Origin of the sequence: Nocardioides marmotae, from assembly GCF_013177455.1 — a bacterium.
In the GTDB taxonomy this organism is placed as follows: domain Bacteria; phylum Actinomycetota; class Actinomycetes; order Propionibacteriales; family Nocardioidaceae; genus Nocardioides; species Nocardioides marmotae.
In genome coordinates this window covers 4,084,713-4,105,706 of the sequence record NZ_CP053660.1, presented here as the reverse complement: position 1 = coordinate 4,105,706, position 20,994 = coordinate 4,084,713, and the positions used below count along the sequence as shown (strand labels likewise).

Below are 20,994 nucleotides of genomic sequence, written 5' to 3'. Positions count from 1 at the left end.
TAGAACGTGTTCTCGTTCCGGCCTACGATGCGCGGGTGATCACCTCCGACGCCGTCGTCTGGAACGCCCCGGACGACCCGCACCCGGCCCGCGCCGCCTCGCAGCGCTCCTACTCCGCGGTCGCCAAGGGCGACCTCGCCGAGTGGCTGACCGTGTACGCCGAGGACGCCGTCCTCGAGGACCCGGTCGGGCCCTCGATGTTCGACCCCGAGGGGCGCGGCCACCACGGGCACGCGGGGATCGCGGCGTTCTGGGAGAAGGCGATCGCCCCGATCGACACCTTCGAGTTCACCATCGAGCAGTCGATGGCCAACGGCGACACCTGCGCGAACGTCGGGCGGATCCGGACGTCCTTCGCCGACGGCAGCCACACCACGACCGAGCTGGTCATGGTCTACGTCGTGGACGAGGACGGGCGGGTCGCCTCGATGAAGGCCTACTGGGAGCCGGAGCGGACGATGGCGAGCTTCACGCCCGCCGGCTGAGGGCGGTCGGCCGAGGGGGGTCGGCCCCCGGTCACACCGTGGTGTGCCGGGCGACCCACTCCACGAGCGGGCGCAGCGCGCGCCAGTCCTCCCGGACGACGTCGACCAGCTCCGGGGTGTGGATGACCGGCTCGAAGCCGATCACGTGCCCCAGGCTCAGCGACCGGTGGCGCAGCAGGTCGATGCGCGGGTGGTCGACGTCGAACCCCCGCGGCGAGGTCTTGAGCCGGTCGCCGCCGCGCTCCCAGCCGGCCGCCTCCAGGCCGCGGACGATCTCCTCGAGCTCGGGGCCGAGCTGGTCGTGGTCGACGGCACCGCGGTACGCCGCGAGGCGGCCCGGGCTCGCCTCGTAGAAGCCGCCGCCGGTGCGCACCCCGCGCGGGGAGACCTCGACGTACCACCCGGTCGACTCCGCGGCCCGGACGAACGCGCCCTGGTGGGTCTTGAACGGCGTCTTGTCCTTGGCGAAGCGCACGTCGCGGTAGGGCCGGAACACCTTCGCCGCGCCGAACTCCGGCTCGAGGGCCGCGCAGAGCGCCTCGACCGGCGCACGCACCTGGGTGAGGTAGGTGTCCTTGTGCTTCTCCCAGAACGACCGCGTGTTGTCGACCTCGAGGTCGTCGTAGAAGTCGAGCGCGGCGACGGGGATGCCCGCGAACGGCGGAGTCTCGGTCACCGCTCCACCCTAGGCAGCCCGGCCCCGGGTCACCCGACGGGGGCGGAGACCTGCTCGTCGCCGCCCTCGGTCAGGGCGGTCACGGTGATCCGCGAGCCGCCGCAGCGGGGAGCGGCGAGGAACGCCGGTCCGCCGTCGGTCTCGTACGCCGTCGACGCGCCCTCCTCCGGCGTCCAGCGGACCAGCGTGGCCGGGTCGCCGTCGCGGAGCGGGTCGCGCGCGAACCAGGCCGCGCCGCCGCACGCGACGAGCGTCCCCGAGGTGCCCGTCCCGAGGTCGACGACCTCCCCGCCCGGGGCGCGGGCGGCGAAGCGGGCGGTCTCGACCTGGTTCTCCCTCGGCACCACCGACCAGACCTGCGAGCCGTCGTCGAGGACCAGGGCGTCCCAGCCCCGGCAGTCGGTGACGTCCTCGAACGGGAGGAGGTCCGAGCCGTCCGCCGTCCCGACCGTGCGGCACGAGGGCCGGCCGTCGTCGAAGGTCATCAGCGCGGTCCCGGAGGCCGTGACCCGCGCGCCGTTGAAGCCGTGCCGGTCCGGCGCGCACCAGCCGAGGGAGGAGGAACGGGTGGCCAGGTCGACCTCGGCCAGGCAGTAGCCGCCGTCGTCGGAGACGGTCGCGTGGGCCAGCCGGCCGGCCCCCATCGCCCAGGTGCCGCCGGAGGTCGTCGGGACCTCGCTGCGCCCGTCGATGGTCCAGGTCTCCCCGGTGGCCAGCTCGGTCACCTCCGCCCGGGCCGGTCGGGTCTCCTGGCGGTCCGCGACGACCACGACGGCCCAGTCGTCGTCGAGCAGCCCGTCGCTCACCCGCTCGCGGGCGGAGACCCCGGTGCCGGTCGTGCCGTCCGGGCCGGACAGGGTCGCGCCGTCGCCGTCCGCGCCGACGGTCAGCGTCCACCGGCCGTTGGTGGTCACCGTGTCGTCCACGCCGCCGGCCACGGGCTCCCAGGCCAGCGGCGCCGGTGCGGTGGTCAGGTCGCTCGGCTCGGTGCCGTCGGAGGAGTCGGAGCAGCCGGCGAGGAGCAGGCAGGCGGCGAGGCCGGCCACGGCGGCGTACCGCCGGGCGCTGGGGCGCACCTCAGACCCCGATGTTGTGCTGGTGGTGGGCCTTGTTGGCGCGGAAGCTCTTGTAGGCGTTGCGCCACTGGACCCGCTGGACGAACGGCTCGGAGGGGTCGAACCGCTGCTGGTTCCACGGCTCGAAGAAGCTGATCGCGCTCGGGCGGTCGCCGCGCTTGCTGTAGCCGCGACCGACCTGGAAGTGCCCGGAGGCGTCGTCGTCGAGGTAGGGGAAGTACTTCGTGTGCAGCACCGGGTGGAGCACGACAGGCGCGCGGTAGTCGGCGAGGTGGCGCATCTGCAGCAGCATCCACTTGTTGAAGGAGTAGCCGGAGATGTCGAGCACGATGTAGGGCCCGGCGTGTGCCTTGCGGTCCCAGCCCGTGTGGTCGTTGACCACGCGGACCATGTCCCAGATCGAGGTGCCGGCGGTGGTGGTCCGCAGCTTGCGCGCCCAGTGCGCCTGGCCCCGGTCCTTGCCCTTCCAGCCCCAGGTGATCATCTGCATCGCGCCGGGGCCGCACCAGTAGGTCCGGGTCTGCTCGGCGACCTGCTCGGTGTCGAGGACCACCCGTCGCTCGGGGTAGTCGCGCTGGCGCTTCCGGGCGGCGACGGCGGTGGTGGTCCGCGCCTCGGGGTGGTCGTCGAGGAACCCCGCCGGGAGGGGGACGCCCTCGACCTGGTGGCGCAGCAGCCAGACCTTCGCGACGGAGCGCGCGGCCATCGTGAGCTCCTCCCGCTCCCGACGTGCCCGCTCGGCGGGGGAGAGACGCGCGGCACGCACCAGCGCTGCGGCCGGATCGAGGTCACCGGTCGACTCGACCGACTGGCGGCGGGCCGTCGCGGCCCGTGCCGTGGCCGCGACCCGGGCCCGGACCTCCGCCTCGGTCGCGGTGGTCCAGCCGGCGCCCAGGCAGTAGCGCTGCCCGTCCAGGTCTGCGCACCGCACCAGGTCGGCGGCGAGCGCGCCCGGCGCCCGGCGGGCCGCCAGGGGATCCGGCCGGCCGAGCTCCCGGCCGGCGGCGACCACGCGGTCGATCTCGGCCGCGAGCTCGGGGGTGACCGGCCCGTGCCCGCAGTCGCGGACACCGCGACCGGTGTCCGGTCGCCGGTCGGGGCCAGCGCGCCGTCGGGCCCGTCGCCGTCCCGCGGGACGAACGGTGCCGCGGCGAGCAGGAGGGCGAGGGCGCCGAGCCCGGCCGTGCGGGCGCGGGGCACGCGGCGGCGTGGTGATCGGGCGGGCCGGCGGAAGGGCTGGGGGGCAGGTGCGGGGGAGGGCATGCGGGTGCTCCGTCATCGCGGCGGGGAAGGACCGGACGGCTCACTGTTCCCACGCGTCACTGGTCTAGTCAAGTGCCCCATGGGCCCCATGAGTCACATGGGCCCCATAAGTCACAGGATGACGAGACTCGAGCTCGCGACATCGACGTCGGGGGGAGCGTCGCGCTCGTGAGCGCGGCCGAGAGGGCCTCGGGAAGGACTGGAGCGGATGACGAGACTCGAGCTCGCGACATCGACGTCGGGGGGAGCGTCGCGCTCGTGAGCGCGGCCGAGAGGGCCTCGGGAGGAAGTGGAGCGGATGACGAGACTCGAACTCGCGACATCGACCTTGGGAAGGTCGCGCTCTACCAACTGAGCTACATCCGCATGCCGGTGACCCGACGCCGTGGAGTCTAGGGGATCACTCGCCGCCGGGGGACACGACCCGGCCGATGGCCGGGAATCGCGGCTCGATGCTGTCGCCCGACGAGCGGCCGGTGAGGCGCCGCTGGATCCAGGGGGCGAGGTACCCCCGGGTCCACGCGGCGTCCGCGCGGAGCCTCTCGCGGCGGCTGAGGACCGGCAGGTCGGGGAGCGGGAGCGGCTGGAGGTCGTGCGGCACGCCGAGGGTGTCGAGGACCATGATCGCGGTGAGCTGGTGGCCGGCGGGGCCCAGGTGCATCCGGTCGACGTCCCACAGGCGCGGGTCGTTGGCCGTCACGCCCTCGGGCAGGCGGGAGGCCACGCGCCAGGAGTCGGCGATGGTGGCGCCGTGCCGGTCGGCGATGGCGCGGACGTGCTCGTTGTAGAGCGCGAACCGCCCGCGGATGGGGGCGTAGATCCCGCCGCTGCCGGGGTCGAAGGCGGTGAAGAGCACGATCCTGGCGCCGGACGCGGCAAGCCGGGCGACGCCGGCGTCGTACTCGGTGGCGAGGGCGTCGAGGTCGACCTTGGGGCGCACGATGTCGTTGGCGCCGGCGTAGACGGTGACCAGGTCCGGCTCGAGGGCGAGCGCGGGCTCGACCTGCTCGGCGAGGATCGCGCGGAGCTTGCGGCCGCGGATGGCGAGGTTGGCGTACCCGAAGTCGGGGTCCTTCGTCGCGAGCACCTCCGCGACCCGGTCGGCCCACCCCCGCAGGCCGTTGGGACGGGTGGGGTCGGGGTCGCCGACCCCCTCGGTGAAGGAGTCGCCGATCGCGACGTACCGCGAGAACGCCATGGGCGCCATTGTCCGCCCCGGGACGTCCCGAGGGGCGGGCGGGGCCGCCGCGGGCCGGTAGGTTGGCGCCCGTGCTGCTCTCCGATCGCGACATCCGTGCCGAGCTCGACGCCGGTCGGATCGCGCTGGACCCCTGGGACCCCGCCATGCTCCAGCCGTCGTCGGTCGACGTGCGGCTGGACCGGTTCTTCCGGGTCTTCGAGAACCACCGCTACCCGCACATCGACCCGGCCGCGGACCAGTCGGACCTGACCCGGATGGTCGAGCCGGACGGCGACGAGGCGTTCATCCTGCACCCGGGGGAGTTCGTGCTCGGCTCGACCTACGAGGTCGTCACGCTGCCCGACGACATCGCCGCGCGGGTCGAGGGCAAGTCCAGCCTGGGCCGGCTGGGCCTGCTGACCCACGCGACCGCCGGCTTCGTCGACCCGGGCTTCTCCGGGCACGTCACGCTGGAGCTGGCCAACGTCGCGACCCTGCCGATCAAGCTCTACCCGGGCATGAAGATCGGGCAGTTCTGCTTCTTCCGGCTGACCTCGCCCTCCGAGCACCCCTACGGCTCGGAGAAGTACGGCTCGCGCTACCAGGGCCAGCGCGGTCCGACGCCGTCGCGCTCCTTCCAGTCCTTCCACCGCACGCCGATCTGAGGCCAGGGCGCGGGGCCGCGTGTAAGGTGAGCCTAAGTTAGGTCACCCTCACGATCGGACCCCGATGACCACGCTCAGCTCCCCCGCCCTCCCGCTCCTGCTGGAGGAGGTCGAGGTCGTCTCGGTGCGGCGGCTCTCGCCGAGCTTCGTGCGCGTGGAGCTCGGGTCGCCCGCGCTGGCGGAGTTCGGCGTCGACCAGCCGCTCTACGACCAGCGGATCAAGCTGATCTTCCCGCCGGCCGGCGCTGCGCCGGAGTCGGTCGCCGGGGCCGACGAGGGGTGGATGCAGGCCTGGTTCGCGCGCCCCGCCGAGGAGCGCGGCCACATGCGGACCTACACGATCCGCGACGTCCGCGGGGAGGGCGCCGACACCCGCCTGGTCGTCGACATGGTCCTGCACGAGGCCGACGGGCACTCCGGCCCGGGCTCGTCGTGGGCGGCGTCCGCGGCCGTCGGTGACCGGATCGTGCTGATGTGCCCGCGGCGGGGGATGTCCTTCGGCGGCATCGAGTTCGTGCCCGGCTCGGCGAGCCGGGTCGTCATCGCCGGCGACGAGACCGCCGTGCCGGCGGCCTGCGCGACGCTCGCGCTGCTGCCGAACGACGCGCAGGGGGCGGTGTTCCTCGAGGTCCCGTACGCCGCCGACGTGCAGACCGTGCAGCACCCCGAGGGCGTCACGATCACCTGGCTGCCCCGCGAGGGCGCCGAGCTCGGCTCGCTGCTCCAGCCCGCGGTCCTCGAGCACCTCGGCGCGCCGGTCGCGGTCGAGGAGGTCACCGACGAGGAGGTCGACCCGGACCTCTGGGAGACCCCGATGTACTCCTCCTCCGGCGAGATCGAGGCGCCGCTCGAGGCGACCACCACCGACGGCGTCTACGCCTGGATCGCCGGCGAGTCCAAGGTGGTCACCACCCTGCGGCGGGCGCTGGTCAACGAGCTTGGCATGGACCGCCGCCAGGTGTCGTTCATGGGGTACTGGCGCCGCGGCGTCGCCATGAAGGGCTGACCCCCCGCCGAGGGACCCGGGAACCGGTCAGCCGTCGAGGCGGTCGGCGAACCGCCGCAGGCCCTGGGCGACCTGGTGCCGGCGCGAGGCCCGCACCCGCGGGGTGGAGGCGCGCGCGACGCGCTCGGTGATCTGGTGGTGCGCCTCGCGCTCGATGAGGGCGTGCTGGTCGTTCATGGCTGCTCCTGAGGTCTGGGGGGCTGGGGGGTGGTCGGGTCAGGCCGGGGTGAGGACGACGTCCCCGCTGACCGTGCGGGCGCGCAGCTCGACGTGGTCCTGGCCCTCGGCGGGGGCGCCGGTGCTCGGCAGCTCGGAGCGGACCGTGCCCGAGACGGTGCTGATGTCGGTCCACACCGGGGTGCCCGGGCGGATGCCGACGCGGACGTCGCCGGAGGCGCCCTTGGCGGTCACCCGCCCGCGGGTCGCTGCGCCGATCCGCAGGTCGCCGCTGCCGGTGGCCAGAGTGACGTCGGTGCGGGCCTCGGTGACGTCGAGGTCGCCGGAGCCGGTCTTCACCGCGACCGGGCCGTCGTTGCTGGCGACGGTGACCGTGCCGGACCCGGTGGAGACGGCGACGGCGGCGCCAACGTGCCCGAGGCGTACGTCGCCGGACCCGCTCTTGACCCGCAGCTCGCCGGCCGCCTCCGCCACCTCGATCCGGCCCGAGCCGGTCTCGACGGTGGCGGGTGCGCCGAGCTCCTCGACGCGTACGTCGCCGGAGCCGGTGCGCAGCTGGCAGCGACCGGCCCGGCCGTCGAGGACGACGTCGGCGCTGCCGGTCCGGGCGACGACCCGGGTCCCGAGCGGGACCTCGACCTCGACGACCAGCGACCGGTCCCCGGTCAGGAAGCCGGCCCGGCGGCGGGGCGCGACGACCGAGACCTGCTCGGGGCCCAGCTCGAGCGCCACGTCCTGGGCGTCGTGGCCGGTGATCCGCACGGCCGTGTGGTCGGTGTCGGTCGCGGTGACGTGCACCCGGCCGTCGCCGACCTCGACGTAGAGGTCGACCGGCCCGGGGGCGGGGTGGCGGTGCTCGATGACGGGTCGTTCGCTCATGGGACTAGAGCCACCCGTTCATCCGGCGGTTGCCGCGGCGGCCGAGCGGGTCGCCGCCGCCGAGGAAGGGGATGCTGGAGAGGTCGATGTCGACGCTGATCGCGCCCTCGCGGGTCGCGGCGCGGACGACGCCGACCAGCCAGGTGTTGAGGGACTGCCCCGAGCGGGCCGCGAGCTCCTCGGCGCGCGCCTTGACCGATTCGGGCAGCCGCAGCGTGATCCGCGCGACCGAGTCGTCCTCGGCCTCGCCCTCCGCGCCCGGCGGCGGGGGAGCGGCCGGGGGCGCGGGGGCCGCGGGCGGGGCGGGCGGGGTCGGGGCGGCGTCGACGACGAAGTCCAGGTCGCGGCCGTTGAGCCGCACGTCGACGCTCCCGGCCGGCATCTCCGCGGTGATCTCGGCGGCCGCCTGGGAGACGGCCTCCATCAGCGCGAGCCGGGCGGCGGGGTCGATGGCGAACGTCAGCCGCTCGGCGGCCTGGCGGGCCTCCGGGCCGGCCGCCTCGGCGGCCGCGAGCAGGTCGCGGCGCAAGGCTTCGACGTACGGCGTGATGTCCATGCGCACCACCGTGACATCACCGTGACGTCATGTCAAGAGGGGTCTGGCGTCACACGTGGCAGCAGTTTGTCGTCGCCGGCTTCCGGGCATCGGGCGACGCGGCCCTGCTCCGGAACCCGGGGTGCGACCGCTCCCCGCACCGCCGTCACGAAAGGCCCACCATGGCCACCTGGGCTCCGACCGTCCTCGCGAGCGACACCCTCATCGATGCAGGTCCCGTGGACTACCTGATCGTCGGTCTCTACTTCGCCGTCGTGCTCGGTATCGGCGTGATGGCCCGCCGGCAGGTGTCGGACTCCGTCGACTTCTTTCTGTCCGGGCGCTCGCTGCCCGCCTGGGTCACCGGCCTGGCGTTCATCGCCGCCAACCTCGGCGCCGTCGAGATCATGGGCATGTCCGCCTCCGGTGCGGAGTTCGGGCTGCCGACCGTGCACTACTTCTGGGTCGGCGCGATCCCGGCGATGCTCTTCCTCGGCGTCGTGATGATGCCCTTCTACTACGGCTCCAAGGTCCGCTCGGTGCCGGAGTTCATGTTCCGCCGGTTCGGCACCGGCGCGCACCTGGTCAACTCGATCTCCTTCGCGATCGCCCAGCTGCTGATCGCCGGCATCAACCTCTACCTGCTCGGCACAATCATCCAGGCGCTCCTGGGCTGGCCGCTGTTCGTCGCGCTGATCGTCGCCGCGGTCGTCGTGCTCTCCTACATCACCCTCGGCGGGCTGAGCGCCGCGATCTACAACGAGGTGCTGCAGTTCTTCGTCATCGTCGCGGCGCTGCTCCCGCTGACCCTGATCGGCCTGGACCGGGTCGGGGGCTGGGGCGGGCTGAAGGACCAGATCACCGACGCCGCCGCCGACAACCCCGACACCGTGCCCGCCGCCCAGCAGCTCAACTCCTGGCCCGGCAACGCGCTGACCGGCTTCGACTCCGACCTGCTCTCGGTCATCGGCATCGTCTTCGGCCTCGGCTTCGTGCTGTCCTTCGGCTACTGGACGACCAACTTCGTCGAGGTCCAGCGCGCGATGGCCACCGACTCGATCTCCTCGGCGCGCAAGACGCCGATCATCGGCGCGTTCCCGAAGATGTTCATCCCGTTCATCACGATCCTGCCCGGCATGATCGCCGCCGTCCTCGTCTCGGAGATCGCGCAGACCAAGGCCGGCGAGGAGGTCTCCGGCGGCACCGGCGGCACGGTGACGTACAACGACTCCTTGCTCTACCTGATGCGCGACCTGTTGCCCAACGGCCTGCTCGGCGTCGCGATCGCCGGTCTGCTCGCGGCGTTCATGGCCGGCATGGCGGCCAACATCTCGGCGTTCAACACCGTCTTCAGCTACGACCTCTGGCAGCGGTACGCCGTCAAGGACCGCGACGACGACTACTACCTGACCGTCGGCCGGCTGGCGACGCTCGGCGCGACCATCGTTGCCGTCGGCACGGCCTACCTCGCCACGAACTTCTCGAACATCATGGACTACCTCCAGACGCTGTTCGGGTTCTTCAACGCCCCGCTGTTCGCGACGTTCATCCTCGGCATGTTCTGGAAGCGGATGACCGCGACCGCCGGCTGGGTGGGCCTGGTCTCCGGCACGCTCTCCGCGGTGCTGGTGGCGTTCCTGAGCGAGGACGCGTTCGGCTCGCTGAGCCTCGGCGTGATCCCCGTGGGCGGGCAGGGCGCGGCGTTCCTCGCGGCCGGCGCGGCCTTCGTCGTCGACATCGTGCTGAGCGTCCTCGTCTCGCTGGTGACCAAGCCCAAGCCGGTCGAGGAGCTCAGGGGCCTGGTCTACTCCGAGACCCCCCGCGAGGACCTCGTGGACGCCGACGAGGCGTCGTACCCGTGGTACCGCCGCACCCTCCCCCTCGCCGGCGTCGCGCTCGCGATGGTCGTCGTCCTCAACCTCCTCTTCTAGAGCCTCCCGAAGGAGTCCCCGTGTCCACACCCGCCACGGCCTCGCGCCGTCGCCACCGCGCCGGCGCGTTCGACATCCGCAACATCATCGGCGGCCTGCTGACCGTCTACGGCGTGATCCTCACGCTGATGGGTCTCTTCGGTGACGCCGAGACCGAGAAGACCGGCGGCACGAACGCCAACCTCTGGGCCGGCCTCGGGATGCTGGTCGTCGGCATCGCCTTCGTGGTCTGGGCCCTGCTCCGGCCGACCTACGTTCCCGACGCGGGGGCCGAGGAGTCCGCGCGGGAGGAGTGAGACGCCCCTGGGGCCCCGGGGCTCAGTGCTGCTGCTGGGTGATGTCCAGCCCGCGGGGGGCCGTGGCCCACACGACGACGGCCATGACCACCATGGCCACGCCGCCGGCCAAGCAGGTCTCGACCAGGGCATCGGTGAACGCCGCCCCCGCCCGCTCGGCCAGCCCTGGGACACCCAGCGTGGTCGCGGCGCCCAGCGAGTCCGCCGCGGCGCGTGCGGCGTCGGCGGGCAGGCCCTCGGCGAGGAGCGCCTCGACCCGCAGGCGGTCGCGGTAGACGACCGAGGCGAGGCTGCCCAGGGCGGCGACGCCGAGCACGCTGCCGAGGTCGTACGCCGTCTCCTCGATCGCCGCGGCGCTGCCCGCCTTGTCCGCGGGGGTGCCGGCCATGATCATCGCTGAGCCGATCGCCAGGGACCCGGCGCCCGCGCCCACCAGCGTCATCGCCGCCGCGACCGTCCCGTAGCCGAGGTCCCCGGGCGCCAGCGGCACGAGCAGCGCGCCCAGGCCCGCCGCGGCGAGGCCGCCCGCGAGGACCGTCCGGGCGCCCACGAGCCGGGCCAGCGGTGAGGCGAGCAGGGAGGCGGCCAGCCCGCCGCCGGCGAGCGGCAGCAGCCGGACCCCCGCCGCGAGCGGGGAGTGCCCCTCGACCAGCTGGAGCCACTGGGCGAGCAGCAGCAGGATCGCCGCCATCGCGAACATCGCGCTCAGCGCCGCGACCACCCCCGCCGCGAACGGCCGCCGCCGGAAGAGCCGCACGTCGAGCAGCGGGTCGGGCCGGCGCAGGCAGCGCCGGACGAAGACCGCCAGCGCCGCGACCGCGGCGACCAGCACACCCAGGCCGAGCGGGTCGGTGAGCGACTCCTCCTCCGCGACCCGCTTGATCGCCCACACCAGGCCGACCATCCCCGCGATCGACAGCGCGATCGCCGGGACGTCCCAGGGCGAGGCGTGGGTGGCGCGCGCCTCGGGGAGGATCGTCGCGCCGGCCACGACGGCGATGGCCATGAGCGGCACGTTGACGAGGAACGCCGCGTGCCAGCTGAAGTGCTCGAGCAGCGCGCCGCCGGCGATCGGCCCGATGGCGGCGCCGAGCGCGGAGACGCCCGCCCACACGCCCAGGGCGGTGGCCCGCTCGGCGGGGTCGGTGAAGACCGACCGGAGCAGCGAGAGCGTCGTCGGCATGATCATCGCGCCGCCGGCGCCGAGCAGCGAGCGCGCGGCGACGACCTCCCAGGGGGAGTCGGTCACCACGACCAGCGCCGAGGCAGCGCCGAACACCACGAACCCGAGCAGCAGCAGCCGCTTGCGCCCCCACCTGTCCGCGAGCGCCGACATCGAGATCAGCAGGCCCGCCAGGACGAGGGAGTAGCTGTCGACGATCCACAGCTGCTCGGTCGCCGAGGGGCGTACGTCGGCGGCCAGCTCGGGCAGCGCGACGTTGAGGATGGTCAGGTCCATCGTGACCACGAGCAGGCTGGCCGACAGCACAGCCAGCGAGGCCCAGCGGCGGGCCGTCGAGACCTCGACGGTCGCGTCGGCGGGGGTCGTGCCGGTGGTCCCGGCGGTCCCGGCGGCGTTGCCGGTCGTGGGGGCGTTCACCCGTGGGCCTCCTCGGCGATCGGCAGGTGAGCCTAGCGGTGGGTGGTACGACGACGGGGTCGTGTGCCCCGGTCCGCGCCGCAGCGCTTCCTGGAGCACACGACCCCGTCATCGGATCGTGCGGTGCCTCGGCTCAGAGGTCGAAGAGCGACCCGCCCTCGGAGATCTCCACGTCGGTCCGCGGCTGGTTCGCCGCGCCGTTCGAGGACGCCTTCGGCTTCTCCGGCTCCGCGGCCGGCTCCTCGGGCTCGGGCTCGGGCTCGGGCGCCGGCGTCGGGTCGTCGCTCGCGATCGCCGTGGCGGCCGCGCTGACCTGCTCGCCGCTCGGCGCGTCGGCCGGGGTGGCCCCGGTGGTCGACTCCGTGCTCGACTCCGTGGCGGCCGTCTCGGTGGTCGCCTCGGCCGCCGGGGCGGCGGGGCGCTCGGGACGCTTCTCCGGCTGGGCGACGGCCTCGGGGGCGGCGATGTCGAACAGCGAGCCACCCTCCGGGATCGACGCGGCCGGGGTCGCGGCCGTGCGGGCGGGTGCCTCCGCGGCCGGGGCGGCGGTCTCGGTCTCGACGACCTCCTCGGCCTCGGTGTCCGCCGACTCCGGGGTGGCCGAGGCCTCGACGACCTCGTCCTCGGGCTCGGGCTGGGCCGGGGCGGCCTTCGGTGCCGGCGCGGCCGGGGCCTCGATGTCGAACAGCGAGCCACCCGAGGACAGGTCCACCTCGGCGGCCGGCTCCGCCGCCGGGGCGGGCTCGGCCTTGGTCTCGGCCTTCGGCTCCTCGGCCTGGGGCTTCTCGGCCTGGGGCTCCTCGGCCTGGGGCTCCTCGGTCTTCGGCTCCTCCGCCTTCGGAGCGGCCGGGGCCGGCTCCTCGGCAGCGATGTCGAAGAGCGAGCCGCCGGAGCCGAGGTCGGCCACCGGTGCGGCCGGCTTCGCCTCGGCCTTCGGCTCGGTCTTCGGCTCCGCCGGGGCCTCGGTCTTCGCCTCGGGCTCCGCCTTCGGCTCGGTCTTGGCCTCGGCCGGGGCGGGCTCGTCGCCGCCACCGAGGTCGAAGAGCGACCCGCCGGAGCCGAGGTCGGTCTCCTGGGCGGCCGGCTTCGACTCGGTCTTCGCAGCAGCCGGAGCCTCGGTCTTCGGCTCGGTCTTCGCGGGCTCCTCCTCGGCGGCGCTGTCGCCACCGAGGTCGAACAGCGAGGACCCGGCGCCGGCGGAGGAGGCCGCCTTCGCCTCCTGGGCGGGGGTGGCCTCGGTCGAGGCGGAGTCGGCCTGGTCGCCGTCGGCGGCGTCGTCGGCGGGGGTGTCGAACAGCGAGGAGCCGCCCGACGCCTTCGCCAGCGGGCCGGCGTCGGCGGTCTCGGTCACGACGTCGTCGGAGGCCTGGGTGTCGTCACCCTGCTCCGGCTCGGCCTTGACGTCCTCCGACGGGGCGGCCTTGGCCGACGGCGTACCGCCGCCGGGCTTGACCTTCGTGGCGACCTCGCCCTTGACCGAGGCGAGCAGCATCTGCGCGACGTCGAGGACCTCGACCTCCTCGCGGGCCTCGCCCTTGGACTGCTGGGCGGTCAGGCCGTCGGAGAGCATCACGCGGCAGAACGGGCAGCCGACCGCGATCTGGTCGGCGCCGGTGCCGACGGCCTCCTTGGTGCGGTTGACGTTGATCCGCTCGCCGGTGTTCTCCTCCATCCACATGCGCGCGCCGCCGGCGCCGCAGCAGAAGGCGCGCTCGGAGTTGCGCTCCATCTCGACGTACTCGGCGCCGGGCAGGACCTGGAGCAGCTCGCGCGGCGGGCTGTAGACGCCGTTGTGGCGACCGATGTAGCAGGGGTCGTGGTAGGTGATCGAGCGCTTGTGGGCGCCCTCGCCGTTCGCGACCGGCGTCAGCTTGCCCTCGCGGACCAGGCGGTTCAGCAGCTGGGTGTGGTGGACCACCTCCAGCTCGATGCCGAACTCCTTGTACTCGTTCTTGAGGGTGTTGAAGCAGTGGGCGCAGGTGGTGACGGCCTTCTTGACCTTGTACTCCTGGAACGTCTCCACGTTCTGCTGGGCCAGGCCCTGGAAGACGAACTCGTTGCCGGCGCGGCGGGCCGGGTCGCCGGTGCAGGTCTCGCCGTTGCCCAGGACGCCGAAGGAGACGCCGGCCATGTCGAGCAGCTCGGCGACGGCGCGGGTGGTCTTCTTCTGGCGGTCCTCGTAGGCGCCGGCGCAGCCGACCCAGAACAGCCAGTCGACCTCGTCGAGGGACTCGATGTCCTCACCGACGACCTTGACCTCGAAGTCGAGGCCCTTGGCCCAGTCCAGTCGCGCGTTCGGCGACATGTTCCAGGGGTTGCCCTTGTTCTCCAGGCCCTTGAACAGGCCGTTGAGCTCGGCGGGGAAGTTCGACTCGACGAGCACCTGGTAGCGGCGCATGTCGACGATGTGGTCGACGTGCTCGATGTCGACCGGGCACTGCTGGACGCAGGCGCCGCAGCTCGTGCAGTTCCACAGCACCTCGGAGTCGATGACCGCGGCGCCGCTGTCGGGCATGTAGAACCAGTCGTCGCCGGTGTCGCCGACCAGCGGGCGGGCGGCCTCGCGGGCGAGGACCTCGTCCTTCTCCAGCAGGGCGGTGGCGGCCTCGCTGCCCTCGCCGCCGGCCTGGGAGTACGGCGCCTTGGCGTAGGTGTGGTCGCGCAGGGCGGTGATCAGCAGCTTGGGCGACAGCGGCTTCTCGGTGTTCCACGCGGGGCACTGCGACTGGCAGCGGCCGCACTCGGTGCACGTGGTGAAGTCGAGGATGTTCTTCCAGCTGAAGTCCTCGACCTTGCCGACGCCGAGGGTCGCGTCCTCGTCGAGGTCGTCGATGTCGTCGAGGCTGACCCGCTCGCCGTTGTTGGTGAGCGGCTTGACCGCGCCGAGCGCGGTGCGGCCCGAGGCCTCGCGCTTGAAGAAGATGTTGAAGAAGACCGTGAACCGGTGCCACGCGACGCCCATGTCGATGTTCAGCGAGATCGTGATCATCCAGGTGAAGGAGATCAGGATCTTCAGCATCGCGACGAGGTAGATGAGGTTCTCGATCGTGCCGACCGACAGGCCGGAGAAGGCCTGGCCGAGCCACGCCGTGAACGGGAAGTGCATCAGCGAGGCGTGGCTGGAGCCCTCCTGGTCGAGCAGGGCGTACTCCAGGCCGCGCAGCACCGTGATGCAGAGGCCGACGCCCAGGATGACGCTCTCCACGAAGTAGCCCTGCCACATCCGCGAGCCCCAGAACCGGCCCTTGACGCCGCGGGTGCGCTCCTTGGGGCGGGTCGCGCGGTAGGCGATGAAGCCGATGATCGCCACCAGCATGACGACGGTGAAGAACTCCGAGACCCACTCGTAGAGGAAGAACGTGCCGATCAGAGGCAGCGTGAAGTGGGCGTCGAAGAGCTGGCCGAAGGCGGTGAGCAGGGTGAAGAAGAGCAGTCCGAAGCCCACGAAGATGAACCAGTGGGCAACGCCCACCACCTTCCACTGGAGCATCCGGGTGTGGCCCAGCGTCTCCTTGATGACCGCCCATGCCCGCTGGACCGGCTGGTCGGTGCGGTTCATCGCGGGTTGCCCGACACGGATGACGCGGAGCATGTTCCTGACCGCGCGGGCGAACAGGGCTATGCCGACCGCCGCGATGGCGAGTGACACGACGATGGCGAAGATCTGCATGCTGCTCCTCGTAGTGGTGCCAGCCCGCTGGGCGCGGACGCGTCCGCGAGCCTAGGTGCCTCGCCCGGGGACGTCACCGCCGCCGAGCAGTGACATCCATCCTACCTGCCGGTAACTTGACGAACCGTCCCGGCGCGGTGCCGGGACGGTTCGTCGGAGGTGCCTGCCCAGGTCGGGTCGAGGCCAGGTCAGAGGCGGCGGATGCCGGTGACCTTGCCGCCGCGGGTGAAGTCCACCCGGACCATGACCTTGCCCGTGCCGGGGGCCTTGGCGCAGAAGCGGTAGGTCCGGCCCAGGCGCTGGTAGGGCTGGCCGACCTTGCCGATCACCGACCGGGTGGTCATGCCGGGGCGGATCATCTGGCGCACCAGCGACCAGCGCTGGCGCAGCCCGGGGTTGCGGCAGGAGTCGGGCCGGGCGCCGTACGCCCGCTCCCACGTCTGCAGGTAGGCCTCCGCGCCGCGCGCCATGTCGTCGACGATGGCCGCGCCGTCCTTGCCGGCGACCTTGCGCAGGTCCTCGATCCAGTCGGGGTAGAGGCCGTACTGCGCGACGCCGTCGACGTTGATGTCGTAGACCCGCTGGCCGGCGCGCTGCTTCTTGACCGTCACCCCGCCCAGGCCGCGGAAGGGGTAGGTCACCTTGTTGCGCACGTCCGCGCCCCGGGGAGCGCCCTGGGCGCCGAGGCCGTTGATGTCGGCGCCGAAGCCCAGACCCCAGTAGTAGCGCTGGTCGGCCCAGCCGACGTGGCGGCGCCACTTCTCCACGAAGCCGGTGGAGTCACCGGCGTACGGCGCGACGAAGCCGCCCGCCCGGTAGATCCGCGGGTAGGTGTCGGGGGTCGACCAGGAGTGGCTGGAGAGCACGCCGGGGTAGCGCATCTCCTCGATCTGGTCCATCGCCTGGCGGCGGGCCTTGACGCTCATGTGGTCGGGGTCGAAGAGGATCTTGCGCTTGGCCAGCTCGCCGATCGTGTGCTCGCCCAGCGTGGTCAGGCCGCGGTTGTTGCAGTGGTCCGGCGGCGGGTAGAGCGGCAGCGGCATGGTCGGCAGCCCGAGCGAGGCGATCGCCCCGAACAGCGCGTCCTGGACCCCGGCGGTGATGTCGGGGACCGCCACCTGGTTGTTGTCGTGCGACTCCCCGTCGGCCGGCTCGCAGTGCCGCATGTCCCAGAACGTGCCGGTCTCCAGGAAGTTGGCCAGGTTGACGACCGGGCCGACCGCGCCGGAGTCACCGGCGACGCCGGACAGGGCGTTGTCGAACTTGTTGACCAGCTCCATCTGGCGCACGCCCATCCGGTGCACCTCGGCGATCTGCCGGTCGATGTCCGCGGCGTTGCAGGCGGGGATGCCGAGCTTCATCGTGCAGCCGAACGGCACCGAGGTCTCGATGCCCATGACCACCGCCATCTTCCCGGCGTTGATCACCTTCCGGGCCTGCCACGGGTTCTTCACGATCCGGTAGAAGCCCTTGCCGGGCCCGCCGAACTGGGCGTCGATGTAGTCCTGGAAGGCATACATCTGCTTGGCCTGGAGGCGCACGGAGTCCATGTCGTCACAGGAGTTCCGCTTGAGCGGGTAGAGCTGGCAGAGCTGGTTGTTCTCGACCAGCAGGTTGACGAAGAGCCGCTGGCCGCCGCGCCAGGCGCGCTCCATCCAGCGGTAGTAGGTGCCCTCGTGGGTCAGCGAGTTCGGCGCCGGCCAGTCCTTGAAGGTCGGCCAGCCCACCGGGTCGTGGCTGGGCGTGCCGCTGAGCACGGACTCCAGCACGCCGCCGTACCCGCCGGTGACGGTGTGGTCGGTGCAGTCGACGAGCGCGTACGGCGCGCCGTACTCGTGCCAGGGCCGGCCGCAGTGCGCCTGGCCGCCGAGGAACTCGAAGGCCATCCCGTGGGTGTGGGCGTCGACGTAGCCCCGCACCTCCTGGAACGGCGTCACGCCCGCGTGCGGGCCGCCGGCGATGTCGATCTGGGACTCCGGGTAGGCGGTGCAGCCGGTGGTGCGGGTGAGCGCGAAGCTCGAGGCCGAGCCGATGCGCAGCGTGCCGGTGTCGTTGCGGAAGGTGAACCGCTTGCCGTTCTTGGACGCGGTCCACACGGTCCTCGCCGAGGGGCTCGCGGCGCTCTCGCCGCCGGCGACCACGAAGGTGCGGTCGGCGGCGTAGAGGAGGTACTTCCCGAGTGCGGTGGGCTTGAAGAAGATCGGCCGGCCGGCCAGCGCGTAGCAGCCGTTGGCCATCGCGTAGCGGTCCTGGGGCCGCTGGCGGCGCGGCTGGACCGCGGCGACGCTCCGCAGCTCGGGGTCGGGCAGCGCCCGCTCGGCGGCGACGTACGACGCCGCGGACCGCGCCTGCTCGGCGGTGGTCGGGTCGGCGGTGTCGGCGCCGGAGCCGACCGCGCGCGAGATCGCGTTCTTCGCCTCGTCCATCGCGACCTTGGTGGCCGTCGCGTCGGAGAACTGCTGCTCCAGCGAGCCGCCGCGCAGGCCGGCCGCGCCCGGCAGGACGAACGCCCCGGCGAGGAGCCCGGCGGCGGTCAGGCCGGCGACGGCGAGCCGGCCGGTGGCTCCGAGCCGCCGACGTCGTGGTGCGGTGCCGTCCGGCGGCGTCTCGCGTGCGGGCATGCGTGCTCCCCTGTGGTTCGGCCCTCTACGGGCGGTGCAGACCCGGAACCCTGTCGGGTTCCGCTCGCGGGGTCAACGGTCCGCCGGCGTCGGGGCTACGGCGTCCCAGGCCACCGACCGCCGCGAGGATGAGCACGGTGCCGACGATCCCGGGGGTGCCGACGCGCTCGTCGAGGACGACGGCGGCGACCAGGGCCGCCGTCACCGGCTCGAGCAGCGTCGCCACGACCGCCGCGCTGCCGTCGGTGGTGCGCAGGCCGGCGTAGAGCAGTCCGTAGGCCAGCGCCATCGTCAGCACGCCGAGGTAGAGCAGCACCGCCACGGGGACCGGCTCCGCGGTCGTCACCACCCCGCCGGTCGCCGCGTCCAGCGCGAGGAACGGCAGCAGGGCCAGCGCGCCGACCGTCGTGGTCGCGGTCGTCAGCGCCAGCGGCCCGGTCGACCGGGCGAGCGGCTCGCCCAGCGCGGTCGCCAGGGCGTACGCCGCGCCCGAGGCGACGGCCAGCGCGACGCCGAGGGCCGGCTGCGGGCCCGTCGAGCTCGCGCCGTGGCCGGCGCCGAGGCTCACCAGGACCAGGCCGGTCAGGGCCGCGAGGAGGACCAGCACGCGGCCCGCGCCCGGCGGGCGCCGGTGGCGCACCGCGTCGGCGAGGGTCAGCAGGACCGGCGCGAGCCCAAGGCTCACCACCGTCGCGACGGTCACCCCGGCCGAGACGACCGCCCCGAAGTACAGCCCCTGGTAGGCGGCCGTCCCGCAGCCGACCACCACGACGCGGCCGGGCCGCTCGCGCAGCAGCCGCCCGAGCGCCGGGCCGGCGCGGAGCACCACCAGGGCCCCCAGCAGCACCACCGCGGCGATCGCCATCCGCCAGGCGCTGATCGTCGGCACCGACATCGGCACGTGCTCGCGCACGACCTGGACGCCGAGCCCGCCGGTGCCCCACAGGACGCCGGCCAGCGAGATCTGGACCAGCCCGAGCCGCGCGCCGTGGACCCGCGGCACCTGACCCATGGCGCGAGCCTAGGGGCGGTGCCGGCTACCGGCGCGCGCGTCCCGGCAGGTCAGGCGTCGCGACGGTGCGAGCCCGCGGGGGGCTCGGTGCCGGGCTCGGTGCCGGGCTCGGCGGCGTGGGTCGGCTGGTGCGTCGGCTCCTGGGCCGCCTGGTGCGTCGGGGCCTCGGGGCCGGCGGTCGTCGGCGCCTGCGGGGTGTAGTCGGCGGAGCGGTGGTCGACGTCGGGGTCGAGCCGGTCGGCCTGGCGCAGCACGTCCTCCTGGCGGGCCTGCTCCTGGGCGAGCCCGGTGTGCGCCTCCTGGGCGCGCAGCTGGGCGCGCTCGGCCTCGGCGCGGGCCAGCTCGGCGCGGGCCTCGGCCTCGCGGGCGTCGACCTCGGCCTGGGAGAGCCCGGAGGTCTGGGTGACGGCCTGCTGGCGCAGCTGCTGGGCCTCGAGGCGCTGCTGGGCCTCGCGCTTGTGCTTCTTCTTGCGAGCCGCGGTGAGGAGGGCGGCGGCGATCAGCACCACCACGACCACGGCGACGACGATCCAGATCCAGGTGTCCATGGCGGGACTGGTACCCGGCGGGGGCATCGGTCACCCGCGCCGGCCGTGGGTGGGGCTGTGGGTAGAGCTGTGGGTAGAGCTGCGGGTGGGGCCGGCTCAGGCCAGCTCGCGCTCCTCGGCGACCGGCACGAGCGGGGCGGCGAGGAGGGGGAGGAGCGCGGCGGCGCCGAACGCCACGGCGTACCCCCAGGTCGCGACGACGGCGCCGGCGACGGGCGGGACGGCGGAGGCGGTGAGGTACTGCGCGGTGTTCTGCACGCCGAGGGCGCGGCCGCTCCACGACGGGCCGGAGCGCTCCGCGACGGCGGTGAAGGCCAGACCGTTGTCGGCGACGGTGATGACGGTGGCGATGACGGCCAGCGGCACGGCGACCGCGGCGTCGAGGCCGGCGGCGACCCCGAGCAGGCCCATCGAGACCCCGGCCGCGACCGCGACCCAGCGCAGCGGGCGCATCCGGGCGCCGACGACGTCGGAGAGCCAGCCGGCCGCGATCCGGCCGAGCGCGCCGAGGACCTGCGCGCCGGCGACGAGCCCGCCGGCGGCGGCCGCGGACCAGTCGCGCTCCTGGACCAGCCAGGCGAAGGCGAAGGTCCACACGAGGAACTGCGGCACCACGAGCAGGACCGAGACGCCGTGGATCCGCGCGAGGTAGGAGTCGGTGCGGTACGGGTTCGCCGCGCGCTCGGCGCGCGGGTCGGGTCGCGGCGGGTCGACGACGACCGCGGCGACGACGAGGGCGGCGAGGGCCGCGGCGACCGCCGGGACCCACAGGGCCGCGGCGATCCCTTGCCGCTCGGCGACGACGGCGATGGAGACCGCGGCGATCCCGACGCCGACCGGCTGGGCCATCTGCCGGACGCCCATCGCCAGCCCGCGCCGCTCGGGCGGGAACCACCCGACCACGACGCGGCCGCTGGCCGAGCCGGTGCTCGCCGCCGCGGCGCCGGCCAGCAGCAGGGCGAGCGTGAGCAGGACGGTGCTGTCGGCGAGGGTGGCCAGGGCACCGACCAGCGCGGTGGCGCCGAGGCCGGTGAGCAGCACGAAGCGCTCGCCGCGGCGGTCGACCACCAGGCCCCACAGCACGAGGGTGAGCATCACGCCCACGGTCGGCGCGGCCGCGACCACGCCGGCCTCGGGCAGCGAGAGCCCGACCTGGTCGTGCAGCGCGGGGATGAGGAAGGCCGGGCCGTGGATCATCACCGAGGCCGCGCCCTGGGCCAGGGTGCTCGCGGCGAGCATCGCCCAGCGGCGCGCCGTGCCGATCGTCGTACCTCCCGAGAATGCCACGGCGCCCAGTCAACGCCCGCGGCGGCGGCGCAGGAGCGGCGGTCCCGCGATGTGGCCTGTGAGGAACCAGCCACCCGGAGACGACGC

The 20,994-nt window shown here is 73.7% G+C and carries 18 protein-coding genes and 1 tRNA gene; 5 read left to right on the top strand and 14 right to left on the bottom strand.

What is annotated here, in order from left to right; translation table 11 throughout:
- Window positions 1-35: 35 nt before the first annotated feature.
- Window positions 36-485 carry a nuclear transport factor 2 family protein gene (locus HPC71_RS19515; RefSeq protein WP_171897081.1) on the top strand — a complete coding sequence of 150 codons (450 nt, stop codon included), beginning with the start codon at window positions 36-38 and terminating at the stop codon, window positions 483-485.
- Between the two features lie 31 nt (window positions 486-516).
- Here the strand turns inward: HPC71_RS19515 and HPC71_RS19510 are convergent, their stop codons facing one another.
- From HPC71_RS19510 to HPC71_RS19490, 5 genes are all read right to left on the bottom strand, one after another.
- Window positions 517-1,161: a DUF2461 domain-containing protein gene (locus HPC71_RS19510; protein WP_171897080.1), complete on the bottom strand. Its 645-nt coding sequence runs from the start codon at window positions 1,159-1,161 to the stop codon at window positions 517-519.
- Window positions 1,162-1,190: 29 nt separating this feature from the next.
- Window positions 1,191-2,237 (bottom strand): hypothetical protein, encoded by a 1,047-nt coding sequence (locus HPC71_RS19505; RefSeq protein ID WP_154616597.1) that lies wholly within the window; start codon window positions 2,235-2,237, stop codon window positions 1,191-1,193.
- A gap of 1 nt (window position 2,238) precedes the next feature.
- Complete coding sequence (locus HPC71_RS19500) at window positions 2,239-3,249, bottom strand: C39 family peptidase (RefSeq protein WP_154616598.1); 1,011 nt, start codon at window positions 3,247-3,249, stop codon at window positions 2,239-2,241.
- A gap of 541 nt (window positions 3,250-3,790) precedes the next feature.
- A tRNA-Gly gene (locus tag HPC71_RS19495) sits at window positions 3,791-3,866 on the bottom strand.
- 34 nt (window positions 3,867-3,900) lie between these two features.
- Window positions 3,901-4,698: an SGNH/GDSL hydrolase family protein gene (locus tag HPC71_RS19490; protein ID WP_154616599.1), complete on the bottom strand. Its 798-nt coding sequence runs from the start codon at window positions 4,696-4,698 to the stop codon at window positions 3,901-3,903.
- 71 nt (window positions 4,699-4,769) lie between these two features.
- Between HPC71_RS19490 and dcd the strand changes: the two genes are divergently transcribed.
- Both dcd and HPC71_RS19480 read left to right on the top strand, forming a co-directional pair.
- Complete coding sequence (gene dcd / locus HPC71_RS19485; protein ID WP_171897079.1) at window positions 4,770-5,345, top strand: dCTP deaminase; 576 nt, start codon at window positions 4,770-4,772, stop codon at window positions 5,343-5,345.
- A 64-nt stretch (window positions 5,346-5,409) separates the two neighbouring features.
- The gene (locus HPC71_RS19480) at window positions 5,410-6,351 is read left to right on the top strand and encodes a siderophore-interacting protein (protein WP_154616600.1); all 942 of its coding nucleotides are present in this window, start codon (window positions 5,410-5,412) and stop codon (window positions 6,349-6,351) included.
- Between the two features lie 27 nt (window positions 6,352-6,378).
- On the opposite strand, the gene HPC71_RS19475 is transcribed toward HPC71_RS19480, so the two are convergent.
- From HPC71_RS19475 to HPC71_RS19465, 3 genes are read right to left on the bottom strand one after another with little or no spacing between them, the layout of a single operon-like run.
- Window positions 6,379-6,528 carry a hypothetical protein gene (locus HPC71_RS19475; protein ID WP_154612558.1) on the bottom strand — a complete coding sequence of 50 codons (150 nt, stop codon included), beginning with the start codon at window positions 6,526-6,528 and terminating at the stop codon, window positions 6,379-6,381.
- Between the two features lie 39 nt (window positions 6,529-6,567).
- Window positions 6,568-7,407: a DUF4097 family beta strand repeat-containing protein gene (locus HPC71_RS19470; RefSeq protein WP_154616601.1), complete on the bottom strand. Its 840-nt coding sequence runs from the start codon at window positions 7,405-7,407 to the stop codon at window positions 6,568-6,570.
- A gap of 4 nt (window positions 7,408-7,411) precedes the next feature.
- The gene (locus HPC71_RS19465) at window positions 7,412-7,963 is read right to left on the bottom strand and encodes a toxin-antitoxin system HicB family antitoxin (protein ID WP_154616602.1); all 552 of its coding nucleotides are present in this window, start codon (window positions 7,961-7,963) and stop codon (window positions 7,412-7,414) included.
- A gap of 161 nt (window positions 7,964-8,124) precedes the next feature.
- Between HPC71_RS19465 and HPC71_RS19460 the strand changes: the two genes are divergently transcribed.
- Together HPC71_RS19460 and HPC71_RS19455 are read left to right on the top strand one after the other, a co-directional pair.
- A complete protein-coding gene (locus HPC71_RS19460) occupies window positions 8,125-9,873 on the top strand; it encodes a sodium:solute symporter family protein (protein WP_154612561.1) in 1,749 nt (582 codons plus the stop codon).
- A 20-nt stretch (window positions 9,874-9,893) separates the two neighbouring features.
- Window positions 9,894-10,169 carry a hypothetical protein gene (locus HPC71_RS19455; protein ID WP_171897078.1) on the top strand — a complete coding sequence of 92 codons (276 nt, stop codon included), beginning with the start codon at window positions 9,894-9,896 and terminating at the stop codon, window positions 10,167-10,169.
- A gap of 22 nt (window positions 10,170-10,191) precedes the next feature.
- Here HPC71_RS19455 and HPC71_RS19450 read toward each other — a convergent pair whose 3' ends face one another.
- The 6 genes from HPC71_RS19450 to HPC71_RS19425 all read right to left on the bottom strand — a co-directional run bounded on the left by HPC71_RS19450 (window position 10,192) and on the right by HPC71_RS19425 (window position 20,907).
- Window positions 10,192-11,664 carry an MFS transporter gene (locus HPC71_RS19450; protein ID WP_230084571.1) on the bottom strand — a complete coding sequence of 491 codons (1,473 nt, stop codon included), beginning with the start codon at window positions 11,662-11,664 and terminating at the stop codon, window positions 10,192-10,194.
- Window positions 11,665-11,902: 238 nt separating this feature from the next.
- Window positions 11,903-15,439 (bottom strand): heterodisulfide reductase-related iron-sulfur binding cluster, encoded by a 3,537-nt coding sequence (locus tag HPC71_RS19445; RefSeq protein ID WP_154616603.1) that lies wholly within the window; start codon window positions 15,437-15,439, stop codon window positions 11,903-11,905.
- A 188-nt stretch (window positions 15,440-15,627) separates the two neighbouring features.
- Window positions 15,628-18,060 (bottom strand): hypothetical protein, encoded by a 2,433-nt coding sequence (locus tag HPC71_RS19440; protein WP_154612563.1) that lies wholly within the window; start codon window positions 18,058-18,060, stop codon window positions 15,628-15,630.
- A 25-nt stretch (window positions 18,061-18,085) separates the two neighbouring features.
- A complete protein-coding gene (locus HPC71_RS19435) occupies window positions 18,086-19,072 on the bottom strand; it encodes a DMT family transporter (protein WP_154612564.1) in 987 nt (328 codons plus the stop codon).
- A 50-nt stretch (window positions 19,073-19,122) separates the two neighbouring features.
- Window positions 19,123-19,620 carry a hypothetical protein gene (locus HPC71_RS19430; protein ID WP_154616604.1) on the bottom strand — a complete coding sequence of 166 codons (498 nt, stop codon included), beginning with the start codon at window positions 19,618-19,620 and terminating at the stop codon, window positions 19,123-19,125.
- 96 nt (window positions 19,621-19,716) lie between these two features.
- Entirely contained in the window at window positions 19,717-20,907 is a 1,191-nt protein-coding gene (locus tag HPC71_RS19425; protein WP_253943805.1) for an MFS transporter, read from the bottom strand.
- Window positions 20,908-20,994 lie beyond the last annotated feature (87 nt).

What these genes read in the sequence shown, in the direction of transcription:
- HPC71_RS19490 (WP_154616599.1), bottom strand. Translation starts at nt 4,698, where the DNA reads ATGGCGTTCTCGCGGTACGTCGCGATCGGCGACTCCTTCACCGAGGGG.
- HPC71_RS19475 (WP_154612558.1), bottom strand. Translation starts at nt 6,528, where the DNA reads ATGAACGACCAGCACGCCCTCATCGAGCGCGAGGCGCACCACCAGATC.
- HPC71_RS19440 (WP_154612563.1), bottom strand. Translation starts at nt 18,060, where the DNA reads ATGCCCGCACGCGAGACGCCGCCGGACGGCACCGCACCACGACGTCGG.
- HPC71_RS19445 (WP_154616603.1), bottom strand. Translation starts at nt 15,439, where the DNA reads ATGCAGATCTTCGCCATCGTCGTGTCACTCGCCATCGCGGCGGTCGGC.
- HPC71_RS19480 (WP_154616600.1), top strand. Translation starts at nt 5,410, where the DNA reads ATGACCACGCTCAGCTCCCCCGCCCTCCCGCTCCTGCTGGAGGAGGTC.
- HPC71_RS19460 (WP_154612561.1), top strand. Translation starts at nt 8,125, where the DNA reads ATGGCCACCTGGGCTCCGACCGTCCTCGCGAGCGACACCCTCATCGAT.
- HPC71_RS19430 (WP_154616604.1), bottom strand. Translation starts at nt 19,620, where the DNA reads ATGGACACCTGGATCTGGATCGTCGTCGCCGTGGTCGTGGTGGTGCTG.
- HPC71_RS19470 (WP_154616601.1), bottom strand. Translation starts at nt 7,407, where the DNA reads ATGAGCGAACGACCCGTCATCGAGCACCGCCACCCCGCCCCCGGGCCG.
- HPC71_RS19465 (WP_154616602.1), bottom strand. Translation starts at nt 7,963, where the DNA reads ATGGACATCACGCCGTACGTCGAAGCCTTGCGCCGCGACCTGCTCGCG.
- HPC71_RS19435 (WP_154612564.1), bottom strand. Translation starts at nt 19,072, where the DNA reads ATGGGTCAGGTGCCGCGGGTCCACGGCGCGCGGCTCGGGCTGGTCCAG.